Source organism: Microbacterium awajiense (assembly GCF_039536545.1).
In the GTDB taxonomy this organism is placed as follows: Bacteria; Actinomycetota; Actinomycetes; order Actinomycetales; family Microbacteriaceae; genus Microbacterium; species Microbacterium awajiense.
This window is the reverse complement of the sequence record NZ_BAAAYU010000001.1, coordinates 1,035,907-1,058,458: the sequence shown is the minus strand read 5'-3', so window position 1 is coordinate 1,058,458 and position 22,552 is coordinate 1,035,907. Positions and strand designations below refer to the sequence as shown.

Annotated in this window: 22 protein-coding genes; 13 read left to right on the top strand and 9 right to left on the bottom strand. The window is 70.3% G+C overall.

The features are described 5' to 3' along the window. Positions 1-50: 50 nt before the first annotated feature. From hutH to hutI, 3 genes are read left to right on the top strand one after another with little or no spacing between them, the layout of a single operon-like run. Complete coding sequence (hutH, locus tag ABD663_RS05280; RefSeq protein ID WP_344736833.1) at positions 51-1,649, top strand: histidine ammonia-lyase; 1,599 nt, start codon at positions 51-53, stop codon at positions 1,647-1,649. A gap of 60 nt (positions 1,650-1,709) precedes the next feature. Continuing rightward, on the top strand, positions 1,710-3,365 hold the full coding sequence (gene hutU, locus ABD663_RS05275; RefSeq protein ID WP_344736832.1) for a urocanate hydratase: 1,656 nt from the start codon (positions 1,710-1,712) through the stop codon (positions 3,363-3,365). After that, the gene (gene hutI, locus ABD663_RS05270; protein ID WP_344736831.1) at positions 3,362-4,531 is read left to right on the top strand and encodes an imidazolonepropionase; all 1,170 of its coding nucleotides are present in this window, start codon (positions 3,362-3,364) and stop codon (positions 4,529-4,531) included. The genes hutU and hutI overlap by 4 nt, the downstream gene beginning before the upstream one ends. Positions 4,532-4,583: 52 nt before the next feature. Here the strand turns inward: hutI and ABD663_RS05265 are convergent, their stop codons facing one another. From ABD663_RS05265 to ABD663_RS05245, 5 genes are read right to left on the bottom strand one after another with little or no spacing between them, the layout of a single operon-like run. After that, positions 4,584-5,054 carry a SixA phosphatase family protein gene (locus tag ABD663_RS05265; protein WP_344736830.1) on the bottom strand — a complete coding sequence of 157 codons (471 nt, stop codon included), beginning with the start codon at positions 5,052-5,054 and terminating at the stop codon, positions 4,584-4,586. Further along, positions 5,051-5,944 (bottom strand): arginase family protein, encoded by an 894-nt coding sequence (locus ABD663_RS05260; RefSeq protein ID WP_344736829.1) that lies wholly within the window; start codon positions 5,942-5,944, stop codon positions 5,051-5,053. Before ABD663_RS05260 ends, ABD663_RS05265 begins: the two co-directional genes overlap by 4 nt. 46 nt (positions 5,945-5,990) lie before the next feature. Beyond that, positions 5,991-6,332, bottom strand: coding sequence for a gamma-glutamylcyclotransferase family protein (locus ABD663_RS05255; protein ID WP_344736828.1), 342 nt, complete (start codon positions 6,330-6,332; stop codon positions 5,991-5,993). A gap of 54 nt (positions 6,333-6,386) precedes the next feature. Then, positions 6,387-7,658, bottom strand: a complete 1,272-nt coding sequence (locus ABD663_RS05250) for a DUF445 domain-containing protein (RefSeq protein WP_344736827.1) — start codon at positions 7,656-7,658, stop codon at positions 6,387-6,389. Positions 7,659-7,662: 4 nt separating this feature from the next. Beyond that, a complete protein-coding gene (locus tag ABD663_RS05245; RefSeq protein ID WP_344736826.1) occupies positions 7,663-8,226 on the bottom strand; it encodes a PadR family transcriptional regulator in 564 nt (187 codons plus the stop codon). Between the two features lie 53 nt (positions 8,227-8,279). Between ABD663_RS05245 and ABD663_RS05240 the strand changes: the two genes are divergently transcribed. Further along, complete coding sequence (locus ABD663_RS05240; protein WP_344736825.1) at positions 8,280-9,401, top strand: serine hydrolase domain-containing protein; 1,122 nt, start codon at positions 8,280-8,282, stop codon at positions 9,399-9,401. Positions 9,402-9,449: 48 nt separating this feature from the next. On the opposite strand, the gene ABD663_RS05235 is transcribed toward ABD663_RS05240, so the two are convergent. Beyond that, a complete protein-coding gene (locus ABD663_RS05235) occupies positions 9,450-10,616 on the bottom strand; it encodes an acyl-CoA dehydrogenase family protein (protein WP_344736824.1) in 1,167 nt (388 codons plus the stop codon). Between the two features lie 48 nt (positions 10,617-10,664). On the opposite strand from ABD663_RS05235, the gene ABD663_RS05230 reads away from it, so the two are divergent. Next, positions 10,665-11,069, top strand: coding sequence for a pilus assembly protein CpaE (locus ABD663_RS05230; RefSeq protein WP_344736823.1), 405 nt, complete (start codon positions 10,665-10,667; stop codon positions 11,067-11,069). A gap of 121 nt (positions 11,070-11,190) precedes the next feature. Here ABD663_RS05230 and ABD663_RS05225 read toward each other — a convergent pair whose 3' ends face one another. After that, on the bottom strand, positions 11,191-12,396 hold the full coding sequence (locus ABD663_RS05225; RefSeq protein ID WP_344736822.1) for an MFS transporter: 1,206 nt from the start codon (positions 12,394-12,396) through the stop codon (positions 11,191-11,193). 361 nt (positions 12,397-12,757) lie between these two features. Between ABD663_RS05225 and nrdH the strand changes: the two genes are divergently transcribed. Genes nrdH through nrdF form a run of 4 tightly spaced genes read left to right on the top strand, consistent with a single transcriptional unit; the run spans position 12,758 to position 16,610 of the window. Beyond that, positions 12,758-12,991, top strand: a complete 234-nt coding sequence (gene nrdH / locus ABD663_RS05220; RefSeq protein ID WP_344736821.1) for a glutaredoxin-like protein NrdH — start codon at positions 12,758-12,760, stop codon at positions 12,989-12,991. Between the two features lie 7 nt (positions 12,992-12,998). Beyond that, positions 12,999-13,460, top strand: a complete 462-nt coding sequence (nrdI, locus tag ABD663_RS05215; protein ID WP_344736819.1) for a class Ib ribonucleoside-diphosphate reductase assembly flavoprotein NrdI — start codon at positions 12,999-13,001, stop codon at positions 13,458-13,460. Further along, entirely contained in the window at positions 13,442-15,598 is a 2,157-nt protein-coding gene (gene nrdE / locus ABD663_RS05210; RefSeq protein WP_344736818.1) for a class 1b ribonucleoside-diphosphate reductase subunit alpha, read from the top strand. The genes nrdI and nrdE overlap by 19 nt, the downstream gene beginning before the upstream one ends. A 37-nt stretch (positions 15,599-15,635) precedes the next feature. Then, positions 15,636-16,610 carry a class 1b ribonucleoside-diphosphate reductase subunit beta gene (nrdF, locus tag ABD663_RS05205; RefSeq protein ID WP_344736817.1) on the top strand — a complete coding sequence of 325 codons (975 nt, stop codon included), beginning with the start codon at positions 15,636-15,638 and terminating at the stop codon, positions 16,608-16,610. 22 nt (positions 16,611-16,632) lie between these two features. On the opposite strand, the gene ABD663_RS05200 is transcribed toward nrdF, so the two are convergent. Both ABD663_RS05200 and ABD663_RS05195 read right to left on the bottom strand, forming a co-directional pair. Further along, the gene (locus tag ABD663_RS05200; protein WP_344736816.1) at positions 16,633-17,856 is read right to left on the bottom strand and encodes an alpha/beta hydrolase family protein; all 1,224 of its coding nucleotides are present in this window, start codon (positions 17,854-17,856) and stop codon (positions 16,633-16,635) included. Between the two features lie 155 nt (positions 17,857-18,011). Further along, positions 18,012-18,311 (bottom strand): hypothetical protein, encoded by a 300-nt coding sequence (locus tag ABD663_RS05195; protein ID WP_344736815.1) that lies wholly within the window; start codon positions 18,309-18,311, stop codon positions 18,012-18,014. A gap of 68 nt (positions 18,312-18,379) precedes the next feature. Between ABD663_RS05195 and ABD663_RS05190 the strand changes: the two genes are divergently transcribed. From ABD663_RS05190 to ABD663_RS05175, 4 genes are all read left to right on the top strand, one after another. Continuing rightward, a complete protein-coding gene (locus ABD663_RS05190) occupies positions 18,380-18,994 on the top strand; it encodes a hypothetical protein (RefSeq protein ID WP_344736813.1) in 615 nt (204 codons plus the stop codon). An 11-nt stretch (positions 18,995-19,005) separates the two neighbouring features. Further along, positions 19,006-19,386, top strand: a complete 381-nt coding sequence (locus ABD663_RS05185) for a DoxX family protein (RefSeq protein WP_344736811.1) — start codon at positions 19,006-19,008, stop codon at positions 19,384-19,386. 52 nt (positions 19,387-19,438) lie between these two features. After that, the gene (locus ABD663_RS05180) at positions 19,439-19,903 is read left to right on the top strand and encodes a DUF3817 domain-containing protein (RefSeq protein WP_344736810.1); all 465 of its coding nucleotides are present in this window, start codon (positions 19,439-19,441) and stop codon (positions 19,901-19,903) included. Between the two features lie 102 nt (positions 19,904-20,005). Continuing rightward, positions 20,006-22,543 carry an ATP-dependent Clp protease ATP-binding subunit gene (locus ABD663_RS05175; RefSeq protein ID WP_344736809.1) on the top strand — a complete coding sequence of 846 codons (2,538 nt, stop codon included), beginning with the start codon at positions 20,006-20,008 and terminating at the stop codon, positions 22,541-22,543. Positions 22,544-22,552: the final 9 nt, after the last annotated feature.

Genomic DNA, 22,552 nt, shown 5'->3' with positions numbered 1-22,552 from the left:
GATGTCACGAACCCCTGTCGCGGGCGAGGGGAGGGGTGTGGAATCGGAGCATGACCACCGTCACCACCTCCGTCGCCGCCGTCACCCTCGGCGCGGCGCCCCTCACCCCCGCGCAGGTCGTCGCCGTCGCGCGCCACGGGGCGCGGGTCGAACTCGATCCCGCCGCGATGGACCGCGTCGCAGCATCCCGTGCCTTCATCGAGGGACTCGCCGACGACCCCGAGCCGCACTACGGCATCTCGACCGGCTTCGGTGCGCTCGCGACCACCTTCATCGCGTCCGAACGCCGCGCCCAGCTGCAGGCGAGCCTCATCCGCTCGCACGCAGCCGGCACCGGGCCCGAGGTCGAGCGTGAAGTGGTGCGCGCGCTGCAGCTCCTGCGTCTGCAGACGCTGGCGACGGGGCGCACCGGCGTGCGACCGGTGGTCGTCGAGACCTATGCCGCGATGCTCAACGCCGGCATCACTCCGGTCGTGCGCGAGTACGGCTCGCTCGGCTGCTCGGGCGACCTCGCCCCGCTGTCGCACGTCGCGCTCGCGGCGATGGGCGAAGGCCGCGTGCATCTCGCCGACGGCCGCGCCGCCGCGGCATCCGTCGCCCTCGCCGAGGCGGGCATCACCCCCCTCGAACTGCGCGAGAAGGAGGGGCTGGCCCTGATCAACGGCACCGACGGCATGCTCGGGATGCTGCTGCTCGCCCTGCACGACCTGTCGAACCTGCTCGACGTCGCCGATGTCGCCGCCGCCATGTCGGTCGAGAGTCAGCTCGGCACCGATGCCGTGTTCGCCGCCGACCTCATGGCGCTGCGCCCGCAGCTGGGCCAGGCCGCGTCGGCCGCGCACCTGCGCACCCTGCTCGCGGACTCGCCGATCGTCGCCTCGCACAAGGGCCCGGAGTGCACCCGCGTGCAGGATGCCTACTCGCTGCGCTGCAGCCCCCAGGTGCACGGGGCAGCGCGCGACACCGCCGACCACGCCGCCCTCATCGCGTCGCGCGAGCTCGCCTCGGCCGTCGACAACCCCGTGATCACCCCGGACGGCCGCGTCGAGTCGAACGGCAACTTCCACGGGGCGCCGGTCGCCTACGTGCTCGACTTCCTCGCCATCGCGGTCGCCGACGTCGCCTCGATCTCGGAGCGGCGCACCGATCGTGCGCTCGACGTCGCCCGCAGTCACGGGCTGCCGCCGTTCCTCGCGCACGAGGCGGGGGTGGACTCGGGCCACATGATCGCCCAGTACGCAGCCGCCGGCATCGTCTCCGAGCTCAAGCGCCTCGCGGTACCGGCATCCGTCGACTCGATCCCGTCGTCGGCCATGCAGGAGGACCACGTCTCGATGGGCTGGGCGGCCGCCCGCAAGCTGCGCCGCGGCATCGACGGGCTGGCCCGCGTGCTCGCCATCGAGGTGCTCACCGCCGCGCGCGCCCTCGACCTGCGCGCGCCGCTGCAGCCGGGCCCGCGCACCTCCGCCGTCCGCGACGTCGTGCGCGCCGCCGTCGACGGCCCCGGCCCCGACCGCTACCTCAGCCCCGAGATCGAGGCGGTCACCGCGCTCGTGCTCTCGGGCGCGGTCGTGGCCGCGGCATCCCTTCCACCCCGCTCGTCCGGATCGGCAGATCCTGTCGCGGCAGGACACAACACCCCCGATTGATCCCGTCACCGCCGGATCACCCTGACCGCAGGCGCCGGCGCAGCGGCAAAGGAGCACACCATGACCACGACCGAGACCCGCACGGTCCGCGCCGCGCGCGGTGCCGAGCGCACCGCGAAGAGCTGGGGCGCCGAAGCGGCCAAGCGGATGCTGATGAACAACCTCGACCCCGAGGTGGCGGAGCACCCGGAAGACCTCGTCGTCTACGGCGGCACCGGCAAGGCCGCGCGCAGCTGGGAGGCGTACGACGCCATCGTGCGCACCCTCGACGAACTGGAGCCCGACGAGACCCTGCTGGTGCAGTCCGGCAAGCCGGTCGGCGTCTTCCGCACCCATGAGTGGGCGCCGCGGGTGCTCATCGCGAACTCGCACCTGGTCGGAGACTGGGCGACGTGGCCCGAGTTCCGCCGGCTCGAAGACCTCGGTCTCACCATGTACGGGCAGATGACCGCGGGCTCGTGGATCTACATCGGCACGCAGGGCATCCTGCAGGGCACCTACGAGACCTTCGCCGCGGTCGCGCAGTCGCTCGGCCGCGACTCGCTGACCGGCACCCTCACCCTGACGGCCGGATGCGGCGGCATGGGCGGCGCGCAGCCGCTGGCGGTCACGATGAACGGCGGCACGGTGCTGATCGTCGACGTCGACGAGTCGCGCCTGGCCCGTCGCGTCGAGCACGGCTACCTCGACGAGTACGCCACCGACCTCGACGCCGCGATCGAGCGGGTCGTCGCCGCCAAGGGCGCCGGCGAGGCGCTCTCGGTCGGGGTGGTCGGCAACGCCGCCGAGATCTTCCCCGAGCTGCTGCGCCGCGGCATCCCGATCGACATCGTCACCGATCAGACCAGCGCCCACGACCCGCTCGCGTACCTGCCCGTGGGCATCTCGGTCGACGAGTGGAAGGCGGCGGCCGCCGCCGACCCCGAGGGCTTCACGACCCGAGCCCGCCGGTCGATGGCCGCGCACGTCGAGGCGATGGTCGGGTTCCAGGATGCCGGCGCCGCCGTCTTCGACTACGGCAACTCGATCCGCCGTGAAGCCGAACTGGGTGGCTGCGACCGCGCGTTCGCGTTCCCCGGCTTCGTGCCCGCCTACATCCGCCCGCTGTTCGCCGAGGGCAAGGGCCCGTTCCGGTGGGTGGCGCTGTCGGGAGACCCGGAGGACATCGCCAAGACCGACCGCGCGGTCGCGGAGCTGTTCCCCGAGGACGCCGCGCTGCACCGCTGGCTGGAGCAGGCCGGCGAGAAGGTGCACTTCGAGGGCCTTCCGGCGCGCATCTGCTGGCTGGGCTACAAAGAGCGCCACCTCGCGGGGCTGAAGTTCAACGAGATGGTGGCCTCGGGCGAGCTGAAGGGGCCGATCGTGATCGGCCGCGACCACCTCGACTCGGGCTCTGTCGCCTCGCCGTACCGCGAGACCGAGGCGATGGCCGACGGATCCGATGCGATCGCCGACTGGCCGCTGTTGAACGCGCTGCTCAACACCGCATCGGGCGCCGCCTGGGTGTCGCTGCATCACGGCGGCGGGGTCGGCATCGGCCGCAGCATCCATGCCGGGCAGGTCACCGTCGCCGACGGCACTCCGCTCGCCGCAGAAAAGCTCGAGCGCGTGCTCACCAACGATCCGGGCACCGGGGTCATGCGCCACGTGGATGCCGGCTACGACCGCGCGCGAGAGGTCGCACGCGACCGCGGCCTGAAGGTGCCGATGCTGTGAGCGCCGCGACCCTGATCCGCAACATCGGCGAGCTGACCACCAACGTCGCCGCCGACGGCGACCCGTGCGGCACGCTGCGCGACGCCGCCGTGCTCATCGAGGACGGCCGCATCGCCTGGGTCGGGCCGGATAGCGACGGTTCGGGGCAGCTCGAGGTCGTCGACGCGGGCGGGCGCGCGGTCATCCCGGGCTTCGTCGACAGCCACACCCACACGGTGTTCGGCGGCGACCGCGCCGACGAGTTCGAGGCGCGTATGACCGGCACGCCCTATGCCGCCGGCGGCATACGGCGCACGGTCGCCGCCACCCGCGCGGCGACCGACGATGAACTGCGGGCCCGACTCGCGGGCTTCGCCGCCGAGTTGCGCGCCCAGGGGACCACGACCTTCGAGGTGAAGACCGGCTACGGGCTCGACCTCGAGACCGAAGAGCGACTCGCGCGGCTCGCCGCCGAGGCGACGCCCGAGGTGACGTTCCTCGGCGCCCACGTCGTGCCGGCCGAGTTCGCCGATGACCGCGACGCATACGTCGACCTCGTCTGCGGCCCGATGCTGGATGCCTGCGCCCCCCACAGCAGGTGGGTCGATGTCTTCTGCGAGCGGGGCGCGTTCACGCCCGACGAGTCGCGGCGGGTGCTCGAAGCGGGCATCGCGCGGGGACTGCTGCCCCGTGTGCACGGCAACCAACTCGGCCCGGGCGCGGGTGTCCGCCTCGCGACGTCGATGGGTGCGGCATCCGTCGATCACTGCACGTACCTCGACGACGCCGACATCGCCGCCCTCGCGGCATCCGACACCGTCGCGACCCTGCTGCCGGGCGTCGAGTTCTCGACGCGCCACCCCTACCCCGACGCGCGACGGATGCTCGATGCGGGCGTGACGGTGGCTCTGGCCAGCGACTGCAATCCGGGGTCGAGCTTCACCAGTTCGATGCCGCTGATGATCGCGCTCGCCGTCCGCGAGATGGGCATGACCACCGCCGAGGCGGTCTGGGCGGCGACCGCCGGGGGCGCCCGGGCCCTGCGCCGCGACGATGTGGGCATGATCGCGCCGGGCATGCGGGCCGACCTCGTGCTGCTGGACGCTCCCACGCGCGTGCACCTGGCCTACCGCCCCGGCGTGCCGCTGGTCGCGCAGGTCTGGAAGGACGGCGTCGCGACGGCCTGACCGCCGTCACGGCCGACTGGCGCCGCGCCCGCCCCGACCGGCTCGCCCGGACTCAGCGCGGGGTGTCGATCGACCAGTCGTCGGGATCGAGGGCGGTCGCGACGTCCCACGAGTCGGCCACCCACTCGAAGCGCGCGACCGCGCACGTGGGCATCTGGCCGATGCCGCCGTCCGACAGGCGGCCGGCCAGCACGCTCATGCCCGGATCGTGCGCGACGACGACGACGGATGCCGCACCGCTCGCGGCCGCAGCGCCGAGCAGAGTCGCCGCCGGGGCGCCGTAGAGCTCGGGGTCGATCTGCACAGCGAGTCCGAGCGCCTCGGCGAAGACACCGGCGGTGGTGCGCGCGCGCAGCGCCGAGCTCGACAGGATCGCGTCGGGGCGGAATCCCGTCTCGGCCAGACGTGCCGCCATCACCGGGGCGTCGCGCCGCCCGCGATCGTTCAGCGGACGGTCGTGGTCGTCGAGACCCGGGTCGCCCCAGTCCGACTTCGCGTGCCGCACCAGCACCAGTCGGATCATGCCGACACCGCCTTCCCCGCCAGCAGCTCGAGCACGCACAGGGCCGCCAGCCGCACCGTGCGTCCGTCGGGGGTGTCCGCGGTGGCATCCACCTCGGCGATGTCGGCGCTCGACACCCGGTCGTCGTGCGCGATCGCTCGGACGAGGGTGCGCAGCTCCCATGCCTGCAGGCCGCCCGGCACCGACGCGGGGCACCCGGGTGCCACCGACCGGTCGCAGACGTCGACGTCGATGTCGAGGTGCACGGGTCCGTCGCCGGCGCCTGCCGTGCGCAGGGCCGACGCGACCACCTCGCCGATGCCGCGGCGGCGCACGTCGTCGAGGGTGATGACCGTGATGCCGAGGTCGGCGGCGCGCTGCGCGTAGGCGACCGAGTTCGCGAAGTCGGCGATGCCGATCTGCACGATGCGCCGTGGATCGAGCCCGCCCTCCACGAGGCGGCGCACGGGCGAGCCGTTCGAGACGCCGTCGCGCAGGTCGAAGTGCGCGTCGAGCGTGATGAGCCCCTGGGCGCCCGCGCCGCGCGCCGTGGCGTACGTGATCGAGTTGTCGCCGCCGAGTGCGATCACCAGGCGGGCGCGCGCCGCGAGGGCGGCGACGGCCGTGTGCACGGACGCCTCGCCGTCGGGTCCGTCGGGCTCGGCGATGTCACCGGCATCCACGATGCGCAGCACCGCGCCGAGGTCGATCGGCGGCGGGCCGAGCAGCGTCGCGCCATAGCGGGGCAGGGCCTCGCGGATCGCGGCGGGGGTGGCATGCGCCCCCGTCGGCGAGAGCGATGTGCGCCACGCGGGAACGCCGACGATCGCGGCATCCACCGCCCCGTCGACCTCGGATGCCGCAGGCCAGCCGCCCGCGCGGGGCCACAGGGGATCGTGCGACAGGCTCACACCCCCGACGCTATCGCTCCACCCTGCCTCGCGCGCGCAAGCAGCCTCACGCCGACACGTACGCCCATGCGGCGCGGCCGCTGGCCAGCCTCACCGACACGCGGCGGTACAGCGCGACCTCGTACTCGTCGGTCGCGTCGAGTTCGTCTTCGGTGATGCGCAGGACGACGCCGACGACCCGGTCGAGCGGGTTGCCGGTCGACCGCACGACGGGGTGCACAGCGAGTCCCGACAGGTCGACGACGCGGCGGTCCTCGATCTCGGTGTAATCGACCGTGTAGCCGGGCAGGCTGTCGGCCTCGGCCTGCAGCAGGCGCCCGTAGGTGTCGAGCTGAACCTCAGGATGCTGCAACGTGCCGTAGCTGAAGAGGAGCTGATCCGCGTCCACGGGCACAGGCTAGCCTCTGGCCGGCGCCGTGGGAACGGCGTGCGACACACGCCGTCACGCCAGCAGCGTCACGGCGATCGTGTGGATCGTGACGCCGGCGAGGGCGCCGACGATCGTGCCGTTGAGCCGGATGTACTGCAGGTCGCGGCCGACCATGAGCTCGATCTTCTCGGTGGTCTCGTGCGGATCCCACCGCTCGACGGTGTCGGTGATGATCGAGGCGATGTCGTGCCGGTACCGGTCGACGACGAACACGGCGGCATCGGTGATCCACCCGTCGACGCGGCGTTGCAGTGCGGCGTCCGTCGTCAGGCGATCACCGACTTCGGCCAGCGCCTCCGTCGCGCGCCGCCGAAGCCCGCTGCCGGGGTCGTCGAGAGTCGTGAGCAGGCCGCTCTTCGCGGTCTCCCAGGCGCGTCCGGCGAGTTCGCGCACGCGCGGCGAGTCGAACACCGCCGATTTCGCGTCTTCGAACCGTCCGACCATCGCCGGGTCGTGCTGCAGGCCGTCGCCGAGTCGCGCGAGGTAGCCGTCGATCGCGATGCGGGCGGGATGCTGCGGGTCGGCCTGCACGGCCGCGACGAACTTGACGGCCTCGCCGTAGGCGGCGTCGTCGACCAGCCGGTGCGCGAACGACGGCACCCAGCCGGGCAGTCGGCGCGAGACCAGGCCCTGGAAGGCGGAGCGGTTCGCCTGCAGCCAGGCGGCGACGTTGTCGGCGGCGAGGTCTACGGCGCTGTGGTGGGCGCCGGATGCCACCAGCCGTTCGAGCCACGCGCCCAGCGGCGGTCCCCACTCGGGGGCGATGAGGTGCTCGCGCGCGAGGTCCTCGACGATGTCGCGCACATCGTCATCGCTCACGGCGCGCAGCACGGCGGCCGCGAGCGCCGAGCCCTCGTCGGCGACGCGGCGTGCGTGGGCGGGCTCGCGCAGCCATTCGCCGAGCCGCAGCGCGATCGACGTGGCCTCGAGCTTGGTGCGCACGACGTCGCCGCGCAAGAACTCGGTCTCGACGAACTCACCGAGGTTCCGCCCGATCTCGTCCTTGCGCTTGGGGATGATCGCCGTGTGGGGGATCGGGATCCCGAGCGGATGCCGGAACAGCGCCGTGACCGCGAACCAGTCGGCGAGCGCCCCCACCATGCCGCCCTCGGCCGCGGCGCGCACGTAGCCGAGTGCGGGGATCGAGTCCTGGAACGTGAACGCGACGGCGAACACGACGGCCATCAGGATGAGCGCGCCGAGAGCGACGCCCTTCATGAGGCGCAGGGCCCGTCGCCGCTCCTGGTCGGCGGGACTCAGCAGGCTGGTCGGCGTGGGCGGCATGCGGTCATCCTCGCACGGCGGCCTGCGGGGCGATCCGGCCCGCTGCCGGTGCCACGTCGTCGAGCTCGTCGACCCACTCCAGCGCCAGCCGATGCGCGCGAATGCCGTAGTCGAGCGTCGCGCGCTGGAAGCGCAGCACCTCGGCGGACTCGGCCGGCACGTCGAGGCGATCGATGCCGTCGGCGGTGCCGTCGAGCTCGGCGAGGTCGGCGGTGATGCGCTCGCGGATGGTCGACAGCACCGCCGCGCGCTCTGCGGAGTCGACGGCGCCGAGGAAGAAGACCTTCGCGAGCGCGGTCGTCTCGGCGTCGGAGCCGGTGATCGGATGCCGCATCCACTCCCGCCACTCGCGCTCGCCGTCGGCCGTGATCGAGTAGGGCTTCTGCCCGCGCTCGCCGGGAGAGGCGACGCTGACGAGGCCGCGGTCGACGAGCTGGCGCAGCGCGCGCTGGATGCTGCCGAAGCTGGCGCTGTAGAAGAGCGAGACGCCCGCGGTGAACTGTCGCTGCACGGCGTACAGCGTCAGCGGACCGTGGACGAGCAGCATCCCGAGGATGACGTGTTGCATCGATGGCCTCCGGAATGATATCTCTATGAGAGATACCTATGAGGGATATTACAGTGACCGATCATGCCACACCGACCGCCGAGCGCACCGAGCGACTCACCGATCAGCTGCGCCGGGTCGTCGCGCGTGCCGACCGCGCACGCGGCAAGCGCGACCTGCCGTCCGCCCAGGTGCTGGTCACCGCGCCCGGGTTCGAGTTCGCGTCGGGTGATCGCGCTCGGCGCTTCCACAGCGCGAGCGTCGGCAAGCTCGTCACCGCGATCCGCGCGATGCAGCTCGCCGAGACCGGCGCGCTCGACCTCGACGCGCCGGTGACCGAGCTCCTGCCCGGCGCCGAGTGGCGGGGGCTCTTCGTCGTCGACGGTCGCGATCGCGCCCGCGAGGCGACGCCGTGGCACCTGCTGACGCACACGAGCGGCGTCGCCGACTACTTCGAGGGTCGCGCCGACACCGGCATCCCGTTCGAACGCGAGATCGCCGACCACCCCGACCGGCGCTGGTCACCCGACGACCTGCTCGACTACACGCGTCGCCATCAGCGGCCGGTGGGTGTGCCGGGCGGCCGGTTCTCGTACTCCGACACCGGGTACGTGCTGCTCGCGCGCATCCTCGAAGAGGCCGGCGGTGCGAGCCTCGGCGAGCAGTTCCACCGCGACGTCTTCGCCCCGACCGGCATGACCGAGTCGGCGCTGCTGTTCCACACGCTCCCCGGCGGTGCACCCAGCACGTCGGCGACGCCGGCCGCCGACCTCGACATCGCGCCGCTGTGGATCGGTCGCGCGGAGCTCAGCCGTGCGACCAGCCTGTCGTGCGACTGGGGCGGCGGAGGCGTCGTGACGACCCTCGACGACCTCGACCGCCTGCTCGCCGCCTGGGGTGCGGGGCGGCTGGTGCCGGCATCCGTTCGCGACCGCATGATCGCAGGCAACGGCAGATTCCGTCCCGGGATCCGCTACGGCGCGGGTGCCATGACGGTGCGGTACGGCGGTCTCTCGCCGTTCCTGTTCGGGATGCCGCACGCCCACGGTCACCTCGGCGTCACCGCCGCGCACGCGTTCCGTGTGCCGCAGGCAGGGGTGAACGTCGTGCTCAACCTGCACTCGACGCGCGAGATGGTGCGCAGCTTCCGTCTGCACATCGACCTCGTGCGCAAGACCGTCGCCGCGCTGCGCTGACCGGGAACCTCGGCATCCCTCTGCGGGCGGCACCCGACGAGACGACGATCAGCTCTCGATCGGTCCCAGCCACGCGGTCGCGACCGTCGCGTGCGCCGACTCCGGATCGGAGGGGTGGAAGAGGCCGGCCAGCACGTCGCGGTAGAGGCGGCTCAGCTCGTTCCGCGAGAAGTACGACGAGCCGCCCGAGACGAGGATCGCGTCATCGACGACCCGCTTCGCCGTCGCGACCGCGCGGTGCTTCACGCCCGACAGCAACGAGAACCACCGGGGCCCGTGGTCGACCCGGTCGTCGACATCGCGCGTGAGCGACGCGAGCTGCGGCACGATCGCGTCGTACGCGAGCGCCATCTCGGCGACGCGCCAGCGGATGTCGGGATCCTGGCTGAGCGCCGCGCCGGTGCGCTTCGACGTGCGCGACCGTGCGGCGTCGACGGCGAGGTCGAGCGCGCGCCGCGCGATGCCGGTGTACACCGACGCGAGCAGCAGCTCGAACACCGAGAAGATGCCGAAGACGAGCGGATCGGGGTTCGGGCCGGGGTCGAGGCGGCGCACGATGCGGTCGGCGGGCGCGACGGCACCGTCGAGCACCGTCGTGCGCGACTGCGTTGCGCGCATACCCAGCGTGTCCCAGTCGTCGCGCGTGGTGACGGCGTCGGAACGCGGCACGAAGCCGAACACGAGCTTCGGCGCGTCGGGCGAGGTGGTGTCGAGCCCGTGCAGGCCCAGCTGGCTCCAGACCGGAGCCAGCGACGTGAAGATCTTGGTGCCCGTGAAGGCGTACGAGCCGTCGGCCGCGGGGGCGGCATCCGTGTCGCTGCCGAAGAGCACGAGGTCGTTCCCGGCCTCGCTGATGCCGAACGCGAAGATCTCGCCCGAGACCGCGCCTTCCTGCACGAACCGCAGAGCGTCGTCGCCGCGGTCGGAGAGCACCTTCGCGACCCCGGTCCACACCAGGTGCATGTTGATCGCGAGCGCCGTCGCGGGCGCAGAGCCGGCGAGTCGCTGCTGCAGAACGGATGCCTCGGCGAGGCCGAGTCCCGCACCGCCGAGCTCGCGCGGGACGAGGATTGCCGTGTAGCCGACCGCGATGAGGTCGGCGAGATCGTCGTCGGGGAACGTGTTCTCGCGGTCGTGGACGACGGCGCGCTCGCGGAAGCGCTCCAGGAGCTCGTCGGGCAGCAGGGCGGTCGGGTCGAACGATGCGGCGGTCACTCTTCCATTGTTCTGCCGATCGGCGCCGCCGGGGGCAGGATGGACGACATGATCTCGACAGACCTCGCCGCCGCACTGCGGGATGCGGGGCTCGTGTGGCATCCGCACTCGGGCGACCGGTTCCAGCTCGATGAGCCCGAGTTCGAGGCGGACGTCTTCACGGTGAGCGAGATGACCATCGAGCCACGGGAGTATCCGACGGGCCGCATCCTCGCCTTCAACGGCACGACCGAGTGGGCGCTGGACTCCGTCGCACTCGAGGACGCGCTGTGGCTGCCGCACGAGAGTCAGCTGCGCGAGCTGCTGCGCGGGGCGTTCCGGATGCTGCGACGGCGGGCCGACACGTACGAGGTCGAGATCGAGCTGGCGGGGGAGCGGCTCGTCTTCGATCACCCGGCCCCGGCCGATGCGTACGCCCTCGCACTGCTGGAGCTGCTGCGCCGCGTGCAGTGACCTCGTCGGTCAGGCTTCGGGGTTTGGGGCGGGCTTCCTGCGTTGGGGCGCGGAAGTTCACGCCCCAACGCGGGAATCGCGCCCCAAACCCACGAGCGAGCGGATGCCGGGGACGGCCGCGTCAGGTGATCGTCGAGACCGGTTGCGTGTCGGGCATCGGACTCACGTTGCCGTGGCGCAGGTCGGGGAAGCCGCGCACGAACACGACCGCCACGACGACGCCGGCGACAGCGAACGCGGTCGCCGCGACGTAGGCGCCCTGCGGGCCGACGCCGTCGATGAGGAAGCCCGCGACCGCCGACCCCGCCGCGGCGCCGATGAGCTGTCCGGTTCCGATCCAGCCGTACGCCTCGGCGGTCTCGCTGAACTTCACGCTCGCCGAGGTCATCGCGAAGATCACCGCCAGGGCCGGGGCGATGCCGATGCCCGCCACGAGCAGGGTGCCGCCGAGCCACCACACGTTGAGCGAGACGATCGTGAGCGCCAGCCCGCCCGCGAGGATGGCGAGTCGGCGCGCCATCGCCCAGCGACCGATCGGCAGGTGGCCGAAGGCGAGGCCGCCGGCCAGACTGCCGATGGAGAACACCGCGAGCACGAGGCCGGCTTCGAGCCCGTCGTGCCCGAACGTCGCGACGACGCCGGCCTCGACGGCCGCGCACGCGCCGATGAGCAGGAACCCGACGACGGTGGCGAGCAGCACCGGCGTCTTGGTGAGCACGCGGCCGATGCTGCGGCGGCTGCGGGGAATGCGCACGCGGCCGACCTCGGGCGACAGGATGAACCAGGCGCCGCCGCCGACGAGGATCACGACGATGAGCAGCAGCGCCGGCACCGTGCCGACCTGGATGGCGACGAACGTGATGAGCACGGGCGCGACGATCCAGATGATCTCCTGGAGCGAGGCATCCAGCGAGAACAGCGGTGTGAGCTGACGCGCGGTCACCATCTTCGGATAGATCGTGCGCACCGCCGACTGGATCGGCGGCGTCGACAGCCCCGCGATCAGCCCGAGGGCGATGTAGGCGGGGAGCACCATCTCGACGAGGGCGAGCGTGGTGAGGGCGATCGCGCAGATGACGACCGTGATCGTCAGCACGCGGCGCATGCCCCATAGGCCCATCCAGCGGCTGGTCACGGGTCCGGCGACCGCCTGACCGACCGAGACCGCCGCGAGCACGAGGCCCGCGGCGCCGTACGAGCCGGTCACCTGCTCGATGTGCAGCAGCACCGCGAGACTCGTCATGCCGCCGGGCAGGCGGGCCGTCAACTGCGCGGCGATGATCCGCGCGACCCCCTGGGTGCGAAGAAGGTCACCGTAGCCCGCCACGGATAAACGCTACAGCCGCAACGCGCTGACATCCGACACGCCGCGACACGCCGAACGGCGTCATCCACAGGCGGATCCGATGTCGGAGGCCCCGCGCAGGATGCCACCTGTGGATGGATGCGGCCGTGGCATCCGGATTCCGCATGATCCAGGTGTTTTCCAGGTTCGCAGCGAAGGCCGGAACTGTGGATGGATCGGTGGAGAACCTGTGTTGTACATGAGGACAACGGTGGAAAACTACACGGATGTAACTACTATCCCTTGTGGTGCTATCCAATGTCCGTACCCATATGTAGTATTGGTCTCCCGGTGGGGGGACTGCCCGACAGATCACCGGATGTGAGGGGAGAAACGGTTCGACATGGCGATCACGGTTTACACGAAGCCGGCCTGTGTTCAGTGCAACGCGACGTACCGCGCGCTGGACGCGAAGGGCCTCGACTACGAGATTCACGACCTGTCGGAGGACCCGGCGGCGCTCGAGCAGGTGAAGGCGCTGGGCTACCTGCAGGCACCCGTCGTCATCACCGACGGTGACCACTGGTCGGGCTTCCGTCCCGACAAGATCGACGAACTCGCCACGCGTCTGGCATAACTCGGTGATGGCAACCGGGCTGGCAGAGCGCAGCGCGGTCGCCGCCGAGGCATCCGCGCCGTTGCTGGTGTACTTCTCGAGCGTGTCGGGCAACACCGCCCGATTCGTCGAGAAGCTCGACGCCCGCAGCATCCGGATTCCGCTCCACGCGGCCGACGGGCCGCTCCGGGTCGATGAGCCCTACATCCTCGTCACTCCGACCTATGGCGGAGGCCAGGGGCGGGGTGAGGAGAAGGGCGCTGTTCCCAAGCAGGTCATCCGCTTCCTCAACGATGAACGGAACCGGAGCCTGATCCGCGGGGTCATCTCCGCGGGAAACACCAACTTCGGCGAGCACTTCTGCCTCGCCGGCGACATCATCAGCCGCAAGTGCCGCGTGCCGCACTTGTACCGGCTAGAACTGTTCGGCACGCCGGAAGACGTCGATCGCGTGAGCGACGGATTGGAACGATGGTGGAAGCGGCACTGACAGACACGGACTTCAAGGCGAACCCGCGGTTCGAGGGGATGGACTACCACTCCCTCAACGCGATGCTGAACCTCTACGACGCCGACGGCAAGATCCAGTTCGGCGCCGACAAGCGGGCTGCCCGCGAGTACTTCCTGCAGCACGTCAACCAGAACACGGTGTTCTTCCACTCGCTCAAGGAGCGCCTGGACTACCTCGTCGACAAGCAGTACTACGAGCCGCAGGTGCTCGAGAAGTACCCGTTCGAGTTCATCCAGCAGCTCAACGACCGCGCGTACGGCAAGAAGTTCCGCTTCGAGACGTTCCTCGGCGCGTTCAAGTACTACACGAGCTACACGCTGAAGACCTTCGACGGCAAGCGCTACCTCGAGCGGTTCGAAGACCGCGTCGTGATGACCGCGCTCGGCCTCGCCGACGGCGACCAGGAGCTCGCGACCGCGCTCGTCGACGAGATCATCTCGGGCCGCTTCCAGCCCGCGACCCCGACGTTCCTCAACACCGGCAAGGCGCAGCGCGGCGAGCTGGTGTCGTGCTTCCTGCTGCGCATCGAAGACAACATGGAGTCGATCGCCCGCGGCATCAACTCCGCGCTGCAGCTGTCCAAGCGCGGCGGCGGTGTGGCATTGCTGCTGTCGAACATCCGCGAGTCGGGCGCGCCCATCAAGCAGATCGAGAACCAGTCCAGCGGCATCATCCCGGTCATGAAGCTTCTCGAAGACAGCTTCAGCTACGCGAACCAGCTCGGTGCGCGCCAGGGCGCCGGTGCCGTGTACCTCAACGCGCACCACCCCGACATCCTGCGGTTCCTCGACACCAAGCGTGAGAACGCCGACGAGAAGATCCGCATCAAGACCCTGTCGCTCGGTGTCGTCATCCCCGACATCACCTTCGAGCTCGCCAAGAACGGCGAGGACATGTACCTGTTCTCGCCGTACGACGTCGAGCGCGTCTACGGAGTGCCCTTCGGCGACATCTCGGTCACCGAGAAGTACCGCGAGATGGTCGACGACCCGCGCATCAAGAAGACCAAGATCAACGCGCGCCAGTTCTTCCAGACGCTGGCCGAGATCCAGTTCGAGTCGGGTTACCCGTACATCATGTACGAAGACACCGTGAACCGCGCCAACCCCATCAAGGGGCGGATCAACATGTCGAACCTGTGTTCCGAGATCCTGCAGGTCAACACGCCGACCACGTACAACGAGGACCTCTCGTACGACCAGATCGGCAAGGACATCTCGTGCAACCTCGGGTCGATGAACATCGCGCTCGCGATGGACGGCGGTGACCTCGGCGCCACGGTCGAGACCGCCATCCGGGCTCTCACCGCGGTGAGCGACCAGAGCCACATCTCGTCGGTGCGCTCGATCGAGGACGGCAACGACCGGTCGCACGCGATCGGCCTCGGCCAGATGAACCTGCACGGATTCCTCGCCCGCGAGCACATCCACTACGGCTCGGAAGAGGGCCTGGACTTCACGAACATCTACTTCTACACGGTGCTCTTCCACGCGCTGCGGGCCTCGAACCGCATCGCGATCGAGCGCGGTCAGACCTTCGACGGGTTCTGGGACTCGACGTATGCGTCGGGCGAGTTCTTCGACAAGTACACGGATGCCGCATGGCAGCCCCAGACCGAGAAGGTCAAGGAGCTCTTCGCCGGCATGCACGTGCCGACGCAGGAAGACTGGGTGCAGCTCAAGGCGAGCATCCAGCAGCACGGCATCTACAACCAGAACCTGCAGGCGGTGCCCCCCACCGGCTCGATCTCGTACATCAACAACTCCACGAGCTCGATCCACCCGATCGCGTCGAAGATCGAGATCCGCAAGGAAGGCAAGCTCGGCCGCGTGTACTACCCGGCGCCGTTCATGACGAACGACAACCTCGAGTACTACGAGGACGCGTACGAGATCGGCTACGAGAAGGTCATCGACACGTATGCCGCCGCGACCCAGCACGTCGACCAGGGCCTGTCGCTCACGCTGTTCTTCAAGGACACCGTGACCACGCGCGACATCAACAAGGCTCAGATCTACGCCTGGCGCAAGGGCATCAAGACGATCTACTACATCCGCCTGCGCCAGCTCGCGCTGGAGGGCACGGACATGTCCGAGTGCGTCTCGTGCATGTTGTGATTGACGTCTGATCAGGCTTTTTCGAGAAGAAGGAATCATGGCTGAGAAGCTGCAGCTCCTGGACCACGTCCAGGCGATCAACTGGAACCGCATCCAGGACGACAAGGATCTCGAGGTGTGGAACCGCCTCGTGAACAACTTCTGGCTGCCCGAGAAGGTGCCGCTGTCGAACGACATCCAGTCGTGGAACACGCTCACCCCCGAGGAGCAGACGCTCACCATGCGGGTGTTCACGGGGCTCACGCTGCTGGACACCATCCAGGGCACCGTGGGGGCGGTCTCGCTCATCCCCGACGCGATCACTCCTCACGAGGAGGCCGTCTACACGAACATCGCATTCATGGAGTCGGTGCACGCCAAGAGCTACTCCTCGATCTTCTCGACGCTGTGCTCGACGAAGGAGATCGACGAGGCGTTCCGCTGGTCGGTCGAGAACGAGAACCTTCAGAAGAAGGCGCAGATCGTCATGGAGTACTACCGCGGCGACGAGCCCCTCAAGCGCAAGGTGGCCTCGACGCTGCTGGAGTCGTTCCTGTTCTACTCGGGCTTCTACCTGCCGATGCACTGGTCGAGCCGGGCCAAGCTCACCAACACGGCCGACCTCATCCGCCTCATCATCCGCGACGAGGCCGTGCACGGCTACTACATCGGCTACAAGTTCCAGAAGGGACTCGAGAAGGTCGACGAAGCCAAGCGCCAGGACATCAAGGACTACACGTTCTCGCTGCTGTACGAGCTCTACGACAACGAGGTGCAGTACACCCAGGACCTCTACGACGGCGTCGGCCTCACCGAAGACGTCAAGAAGTTCCTGCACTACAACGCGAACAAGGCGCTCATGAACCTCGGCTACGAGGCGATGTTCCCCTCGAGCGTCACCGACGTGAACCCGGCGATCCTGTCGGCCCTGTCGCCGAACGCCGACGAGAACCACGACTTCTTCTCGGGGTCGGGCTCGTCGTACGTCATCGGCAAGGCCGAGGCCACCGAAGACGAGGACTGGGAGTTCTGAGCCGCGCCGAGTCGGGTGATCTCTAGCCGACCACGTCTTCGAGCCAGTCGAGCCCGACCTCGGCGGTCTGGGCGCGCGCCATCGGCTGGCAGTGAAGGGCGGCGCCGTCAGCGGCGCGGAACGACGCGAGCGTCGAGTGCGGATGCGTCCACTCGGCGAGTGTGGCCGACTGGCCCGGCCAGAACTGCTCGCCCTCGGGGTCGGTGATCAGCAGCGGCGTGTCGATTTTCGCGGCCTGCTCCGCCGTCAGACGGTAGTCGAGCACGGCCCGGTATGCGACGCTCAGGCGCGCGTCCGCGCCGTACGGCCTGGCGCGGAAGCGCAACATGGCGGCTGTCTCCGGGTCGTGCGACATCGTCTCGTCCATGATCCGGTCGAAGGTGTCGTCCTGCCCGTCGCGGATCAGATCCAGCAGTTCGGCGGGCATCCGCCGAACCCAACTCGCCGAGACGTCGACGACGCCCGGATCGGCCACGGCCGCGGCGAAGCGGTGTTCGGCGGTGAGGGCGCGCGGCACCCAGAAGCCCGATTGGCTCACCCCCCAGACGGCCAGCCGCGACGCGTCGACGTCGGGATGCGCGCGGAGCGCGTCGACCACCGGCGTGAGCACGGCTTCCCAATCCGGGCGGAACGGCACGCCGTGCTCGAAGAGCTGGGATTGCTGGCCCGGCCCGTCGTAGACGAACACGGCCCAGCCGCGCGCGAGGGCGGGTCGGCCGAGGTCGGTCCACAGGCGGCTGACGGCCTCGTCGCTGCCGTTGTTGAGGACGAGCGTGCGGTGCGGACCGGGTGCTTCCGGGGTGAACAGCATCCCGGTCAGCCCCGCTTCGTCATACGCGATCGGCACCTCGTCGATCGTGAGATCGCTCTGTGCGAGGAAGGCCGTCCATGCTCGGCGGTGGCGGCCGAACGTGCCCGTGAGCGTCTCCGGTCGATCGAGTGCCGCCGCCGCGGACACGGCGAATCCGAGATAGTTGGCCGCCCGCAGCAGCCGCGCTGCCGCGGTCACGCGATGGCCTGCGGCGGCCGCAGCATCCCCTTGCGCCAGCAGGCGTTCGCCCAGGCCGAGCCAGGCGTCGAACCACTTCGCGTGATCGCCGGCGGCCACCTCGGCGACGGCGGCGAGCACCTCGCCGGGCTCGGCACCACCATGCACGCTGTGGCCCAGGGCGAGCCGCACGTCGAAGTCGAAGCCGTCGTCCGAAGCGAACGGCGCGCGGAAAGGTGTGGAGAGCGGGTCGGTCATCAGTCCTCCTGCGCGGTGCCCTCCCAGCACATCACACCCGAGCCGTGACTGCACGACCCGATCGGTACGCGCGACTCCGGCGAGCTCGAACGCCGCGCGACGATCGCCGCGATCGCCGCGACCGCGCGACCGCGCGACCGGGGCCGCCGCCGAAGTCATTGCCCGAGAGCGTCCCAATCGACGTCGATCGCCCCCGGGTGCGACACCGAGACGCGGGCCGGCAGCACCTGACCGACCTGAGGCCAGGATTGCGGTCGCGTGACCACCGCAGTCTGAACGATCCGTTCGTCGACACCCGGAGCTTCGGCGAGCAGTTCGAGTGCGCACTCCTGGAAGCGCCCGCGCGGTGCCGGCTCGGAAGCGGAGAGCACCGTGACGGTGCCCGCGACGGACTCCGCCATCGGATCGCCCGTCAGCTTCTCGAGGGCATGCGCGAAATCATCGAGTTCTGCCACACCGGGATGATATCCGTCGACGGCCGCATCGCGTCGCTACGGTGGAGCCACGCCCCGAGAGGATGACGATGACCGAGCAGACCTCGCCGACCGCCCCGCAGTCCCCGTCGAACGGAGTCACCCGCGGGATGCTCATCTGGTTCGGCGTGGGAATCGTCGTCCTGTCGTTCGTCGCGGCGTTCCTCGGCGCCTGGCTCGGGCGCGACGCCGGAGCGGATGCCGCCGACTCCCCGACGCCGACGTCCACTCCGACCGCGTCGGTCGCCCCCGACTACGAAGCCATCCTCGACGAGATCCTTCCCGCCGGCGCCGCCGTTCGTGCGGGCACCGGAGCGCCTGAGCCGGGCAAGGGGTACGAGGGTGAGGCGTACATCGACATCCTCACCTCCGATGTGTACCTCTTCCGCGACGGAGACTGGACCTGGGTGGCGAACATCCGCACGGCCGCGGCCGAGAACCTCACGGGCGAGGCGGGGCCCGAGGGGCCGAGCGGGCCGACGGGCGAACCGGGAGCACCGGGAACACAGCTGCTCCTCGGCCTCGGCGCCCCCGACGGTGACACCTGCGAGGCCGACGGCGATGTCTACATCGACACCGAGGATCTCGTGTTCTACGAGTGCAGCGGCGGCGAGTGGATGCTGTTCGGCCCCACACCCACTCCGACCCCGTCCCCGACCTCCTGATCGGCGCCCGAATGAGAACCGTCGCGCGGTGGGTGCTCGCCTCCGCCATGGTGTTCGCCGGAATCAGTCACCTGTTCTGGGCGCGCAGGGAGTTCCAGGCGCAGGTGCCCGACTGGACGACCGAGGTCACGACCCTCGACAAGGACGCCGTTGTGGTGGCATCCGGCGTCGTCGAGGTGATGCTCGGCGCCGCGCTCGTCGCCCTGCCGCGCTCGCGGTCGACGATCGGCGCCATCCTGGCGGCCTTCTTCGTCGCCGTGTTCCCCGGCAACGTCGAGCAGTACACCCGGCGCCGCGACGGCTTCGGCCTCGACACCGACCGCAAGCGGCTGGTGCGTCTCTTCTTCCAGCCTGTGCTCGTCGCGTGGGCCCTCTGGTCGACGCGCAGGTGAGCGCGATCGTGCGCACCTAGGCTGGAGGCACACCCCCGACCCGAGGAGACCGGTGTTCCGCACGCCCCTGAACCTGTTCCGAGTGCTGGCGATCGCCGAGGCGATCTCGTGGACGCTGCTGATCGCGGGGTTGATCCTGCGAGCCACGTCGGACCTCGCCATCGCGGTGACCGTCGGGGGAGGCATTCACGGGTTCGTGTTCCTGTCGTACGGCGCGACGGCGATCCTCGTCGCGAAGAACCAGCGCTGGGGTGTGTGGCCGGCCACGGTCGCCATCGCGAGCGCCGTCATCCCCTACGCGACGATCCCGACCGAGATCTGGCTGCACCGCAGCGGCCGACTGCGCGGCGCCTGGCGGCTCACACAGACCGAGGATCCGAGGGATGCCGCCTGGCACGACCGCCTCATGCGGTGGTTCCTCGCCCGTCCGTGGGTTCTCGGCGTGCTGATCGCGCTCGCGGTCGTCCTGCTCTATGTGGCGCTGCTGCTGATCGGGCCGCCCGGCGGTCGTCACTGAGTCGGGGGAGCGGGGAATAGGCACCCGCCCACCGCGTTGAAGTTGACAGAGCCACGCTCAACTTCGAGAATCGCGTGGTCCCTTCGACTTCCAGGAGGCACCGTGCCCGACGACTTCACCCCCGGCGACAGCGCGTTCGACGACTTCCTCGCCCGCTACCTTGCAGGCGAGCGCGCCCGCGCAGAGCGCTCGATCGACCTGAGCCGATTCCTCGGCGCCCGCACGCAGGACATCCTGCAGCGCGCCGGGCGCTTCGCGCTCGAGCGCGGCCAACGTGAACTGGATGCGCTGCACGTGTTGCGCGTGCTCGTCGACGAGACGCCCGCGAAGGACGCGGTCGAGCGGACGGGGGTGGACCCCGCTGCGATCGCGCGCGCGGCCGAGGAGCGCCTGCCGCAGGCGTCGGCAGCCGCCGACGTCGACGGCGCCGTCATCACACCCTCGGTGCAGCGTGCCCTGTTCCACGCGTACCAGGTTGCGCGCTCGTCCGGCTCGACCTACGTCGACCCCGAGCACCTCTTCTTCGCCATCGTGCTCGCGCAGGACACCCCGGCCGGCCAGGTGCTCGCGCGCGCCGGCGTGACCGCCGAGGCGCTCACACAGGGCATGCGCGAGACGGTTTCCCCGTCGGGTGCCCCCGCCGAGCAGCAGACGGATGCCGCGGCATCCGAGACCCCGATGCTCGACAGGTTCGGCACCGACCTGACCGCGCGCGCCGAGGCGGGCGAGCTCGACCCGGTGATCGGCCGGAGCGACGAGATCGAGCAGACGATCGAGATCCTGAGCCGTCGCACCAAGAACAACCCGGTGCTGGTCGGCGAGGCCGGCGTCGGCAAGACGGCGATCGTCGAGGGCCTGGCCCGCGCGATCGTGGCGGGTGAGGTGCCCCAGCAGCTCATCGGCAAGCGCGTCATCGCGCTCGATCTGCCCGCGATGCTCGCCGGCACCCGCTACCGCGGCGATTTCGAAGAGCGCCTGACGAACACGATGGACGAGATCGCCGCGCGCACGGGCGAGCTCATCGTGTTCGTCGATGAGGTGCACACCGTCGTCGGCGCCGGCGGCGGCGGAGACGGCGCGATGGACGCCGGCAACATCCTCAAGCCCCGCCTCGCCCGCGGCGACCTGCACCTCGTGGGCGCCACGACGCTGCGCGAGTACCGCACCATCGAGAAGGACCCGGCGCTCGAGCGCCGCTTCCAGCCCGTCAAGGTCGGCGAGCCGTCGATCGAGGACGCCGTGCTCATCCTGCGCGGCCTGCGCCCGGCGTACGAGGCGCACCACGCGATCGAGTACACCGACGACGCGCTGCGCGCCGCCGTCGAGCTGAGCGATCGGTACCTCACCGAGCGCGTGCTGCCCGACAAGGCGATCGACCTGATCGACCAGGCGGGGGCTCGGCTGCGCCTGAAGCTGGGCGTGCCGGTGCACACCGATGAGCTCCTCACGACGCTCGCCGAGCTCGAGGCCGACAAGAACGCCGCCGTGTCGGCGGAGCGCTACGAGGAGGCCTCGCGCATCCGCGACGAGATCGCCGCGGTGCAGCAGAAGCTCGATGCCGCCACGACCGCGCCGAAGCAGCCGAAGGCCGTCGTCGACGAGCCCGAGATCGCCGCCGTGATCAGCAGGGCCACCGGCATCCCGGTCAACCGGCTCACCGAGACCGAGCGCGAGCGGCTCGCGTCGCTCGAGGACGAGCTGCACGATCGCGTGATCGGGCAGGACGAGGCCGTCGCCGCCGTCGCCAAGGCGGTGCGTCGCAACCGCACCGGCATGGGCGACGCCCGCCGGCCGGTCGGCTCTTTCCTGTTCCTCGGACCCACCGGTGTCGGCAAGACCGAGCTGGCCAAGGCGCTCGCCGCGAGCCTGTTCGACGACGAGTCCGCCGTGATCCGCTTCGACATGAGCGAGTTCGGCGAGCGGCACACCGTGTCGCGCCTGGTCGGCGCCCCTCCCGGATACGTCGGCTACGACGAGGCCGGGCAGCTCACCGAGCGCGTGCGCCGCAACCCGTACGCGATCGTGCTGTTCGACGAGATCGAGAAGGCGCACCCCGACGTGTTCAACCTGCTGCTGCAGGTGCTCGACGACGGACGCCTGACCGACGGCCAGGGCCGCACCGTCGACTTCCGCAACACCGTCGTCGTCATGACCTCGAACCTCGGCTCGGAGTACCTGGCGTCGCGCGGCGGTGCGATCGGCTTCCTCGCCGACGGCGGGGGCCCGACCGGGTTCGGCAGCGAGAAGGATCTGCGCGACCGCGTGTTCGGCAAGCTGCGTGAGGCGATGCGGCCCGAGTTCCTCAACCGCATCGACGAGATCGTGCTGTTCCGCAAGCTCGAGAAGGCGCAACTGCGCGACATCGTGCGGCTGCTGCTCGAGGCGCCCGCCACACGGCTGCAGCGCCGCGAGGTGGGGTTCACGGCCACCGACGCGGCCGTGGATTGGCTCGCCGATCACGGGTACGAGCCCGAGTACGGGGCGCGCCCGCTGCGTCGGCTCATCCAGCGCGAGGTCGACGACCGGATCGCCGACCTGTTCGTCACGGGCGAGCTGGTCGACGGCGGTGCGGTGACGGTGGATGCCACGGGCGACGGCCTGGTGGTGCGCGCGGAAGGCGGTCTGGCCGCGGCCGCCTGACCGGTGGCA

What these genes read in the sequence shown, in the direction of transcription:
- nrdF (WP_344736817.1), top strand. Translation starts at nt 15,636, where the DNA reads ATGGCTGAGAAGCTGCAGCTCCTGGACCACGTCCAGGCGATCAACTGG.
- ABD663_RS05250 (WP_344736827.1), bottom strand. Translation starts at nt 7,658, where the DNA reads ATGCCGCCCACGCCGACCAGCCTGCTGAGTCCCGCCGACCAGGAGCGG.
- ABD663_RS05185 (WP_344736811.1), top strand. Translation starts at nt 19,006, where the DNA reads ATGAGAACCGTCGCGCGGTGGGTGCTCGCCTCCGCCATGGTGTTCGCC.
- hutU (WP_344736832.1), top strand. Translation starts at nt 1,710, where the DNA reads ATGACCACGACCGAGACCCGCACGGTCCGCGCCGCGCGCGGTGCCGAG.
- hutH (WP_344736833.1), top strand. Translation starts at nt 51, where the DNA reads ATGACCACCGTCACCACCTCCGTCGCCGCCGTCACCCTCGGCGCGGCG.
- ABD663_RS05245 (WP_344736826.1), bottom strand. Translation starts at nt 8,226, where the DNA reads ATGCAACACGTCATCCTCGGGATGCTGCTCGTCCACGGTCCGCTGACG.
- ABD663_RS05200 (WP_344736816.1), bottom strand. Translation starts at nt 17,856, where the DNA reads ATGACCGACCCGCTCTCCACACCTTTCCGCGCGCCGTTCGCTTCGGAC.
- nrdH (WP_344736821.1), top strand. Translation starts at nt 12,758, where the DNA reads ATGGCGATCACGGTTTACACGAAGCCGGCCTGTGTTCAGTGCAACGCG.
- ABD663_RS05230 (WP_344736823.1), top strand. Translation starts at nt 10,665, where the DNA reads ATGATCTCGACAGACCTCGCCGCCGCACTGCGGGATGCGGGGCTCGTG.
- nrdI (WP_344736819.1), top strand. Translation starts at nt 12,999, where the DNA reads ATGGCAACCGGGCTGGCAGAGCGCAGCGCGGTCGCCGCCGAGGCATCC.
- ABD663_RS05190 (WP_344736813.1), top strand. Translation starts at nt 18,380, where the DNA reads ATGACCGAGCAGACCTCGCCGACCGCCCCGCAGTCCCCGTCGAACGGA.
- nrdE (WP_344736818.1), top strand. Translation starts at nt 13,442, where the DNA reads ATGGTGGAAGCGGCACTGACAGACACGGACTTCAAGGCGAACCCGCGG.
- ABD663_RS05265 (WP_344736830.1), bottom strand. Translation starts at nt 5,054, where the DNA reads ATGATCCGACTGGTGCTGGTGCGGCACGCGAAGTCGGACTGGGGCGAC.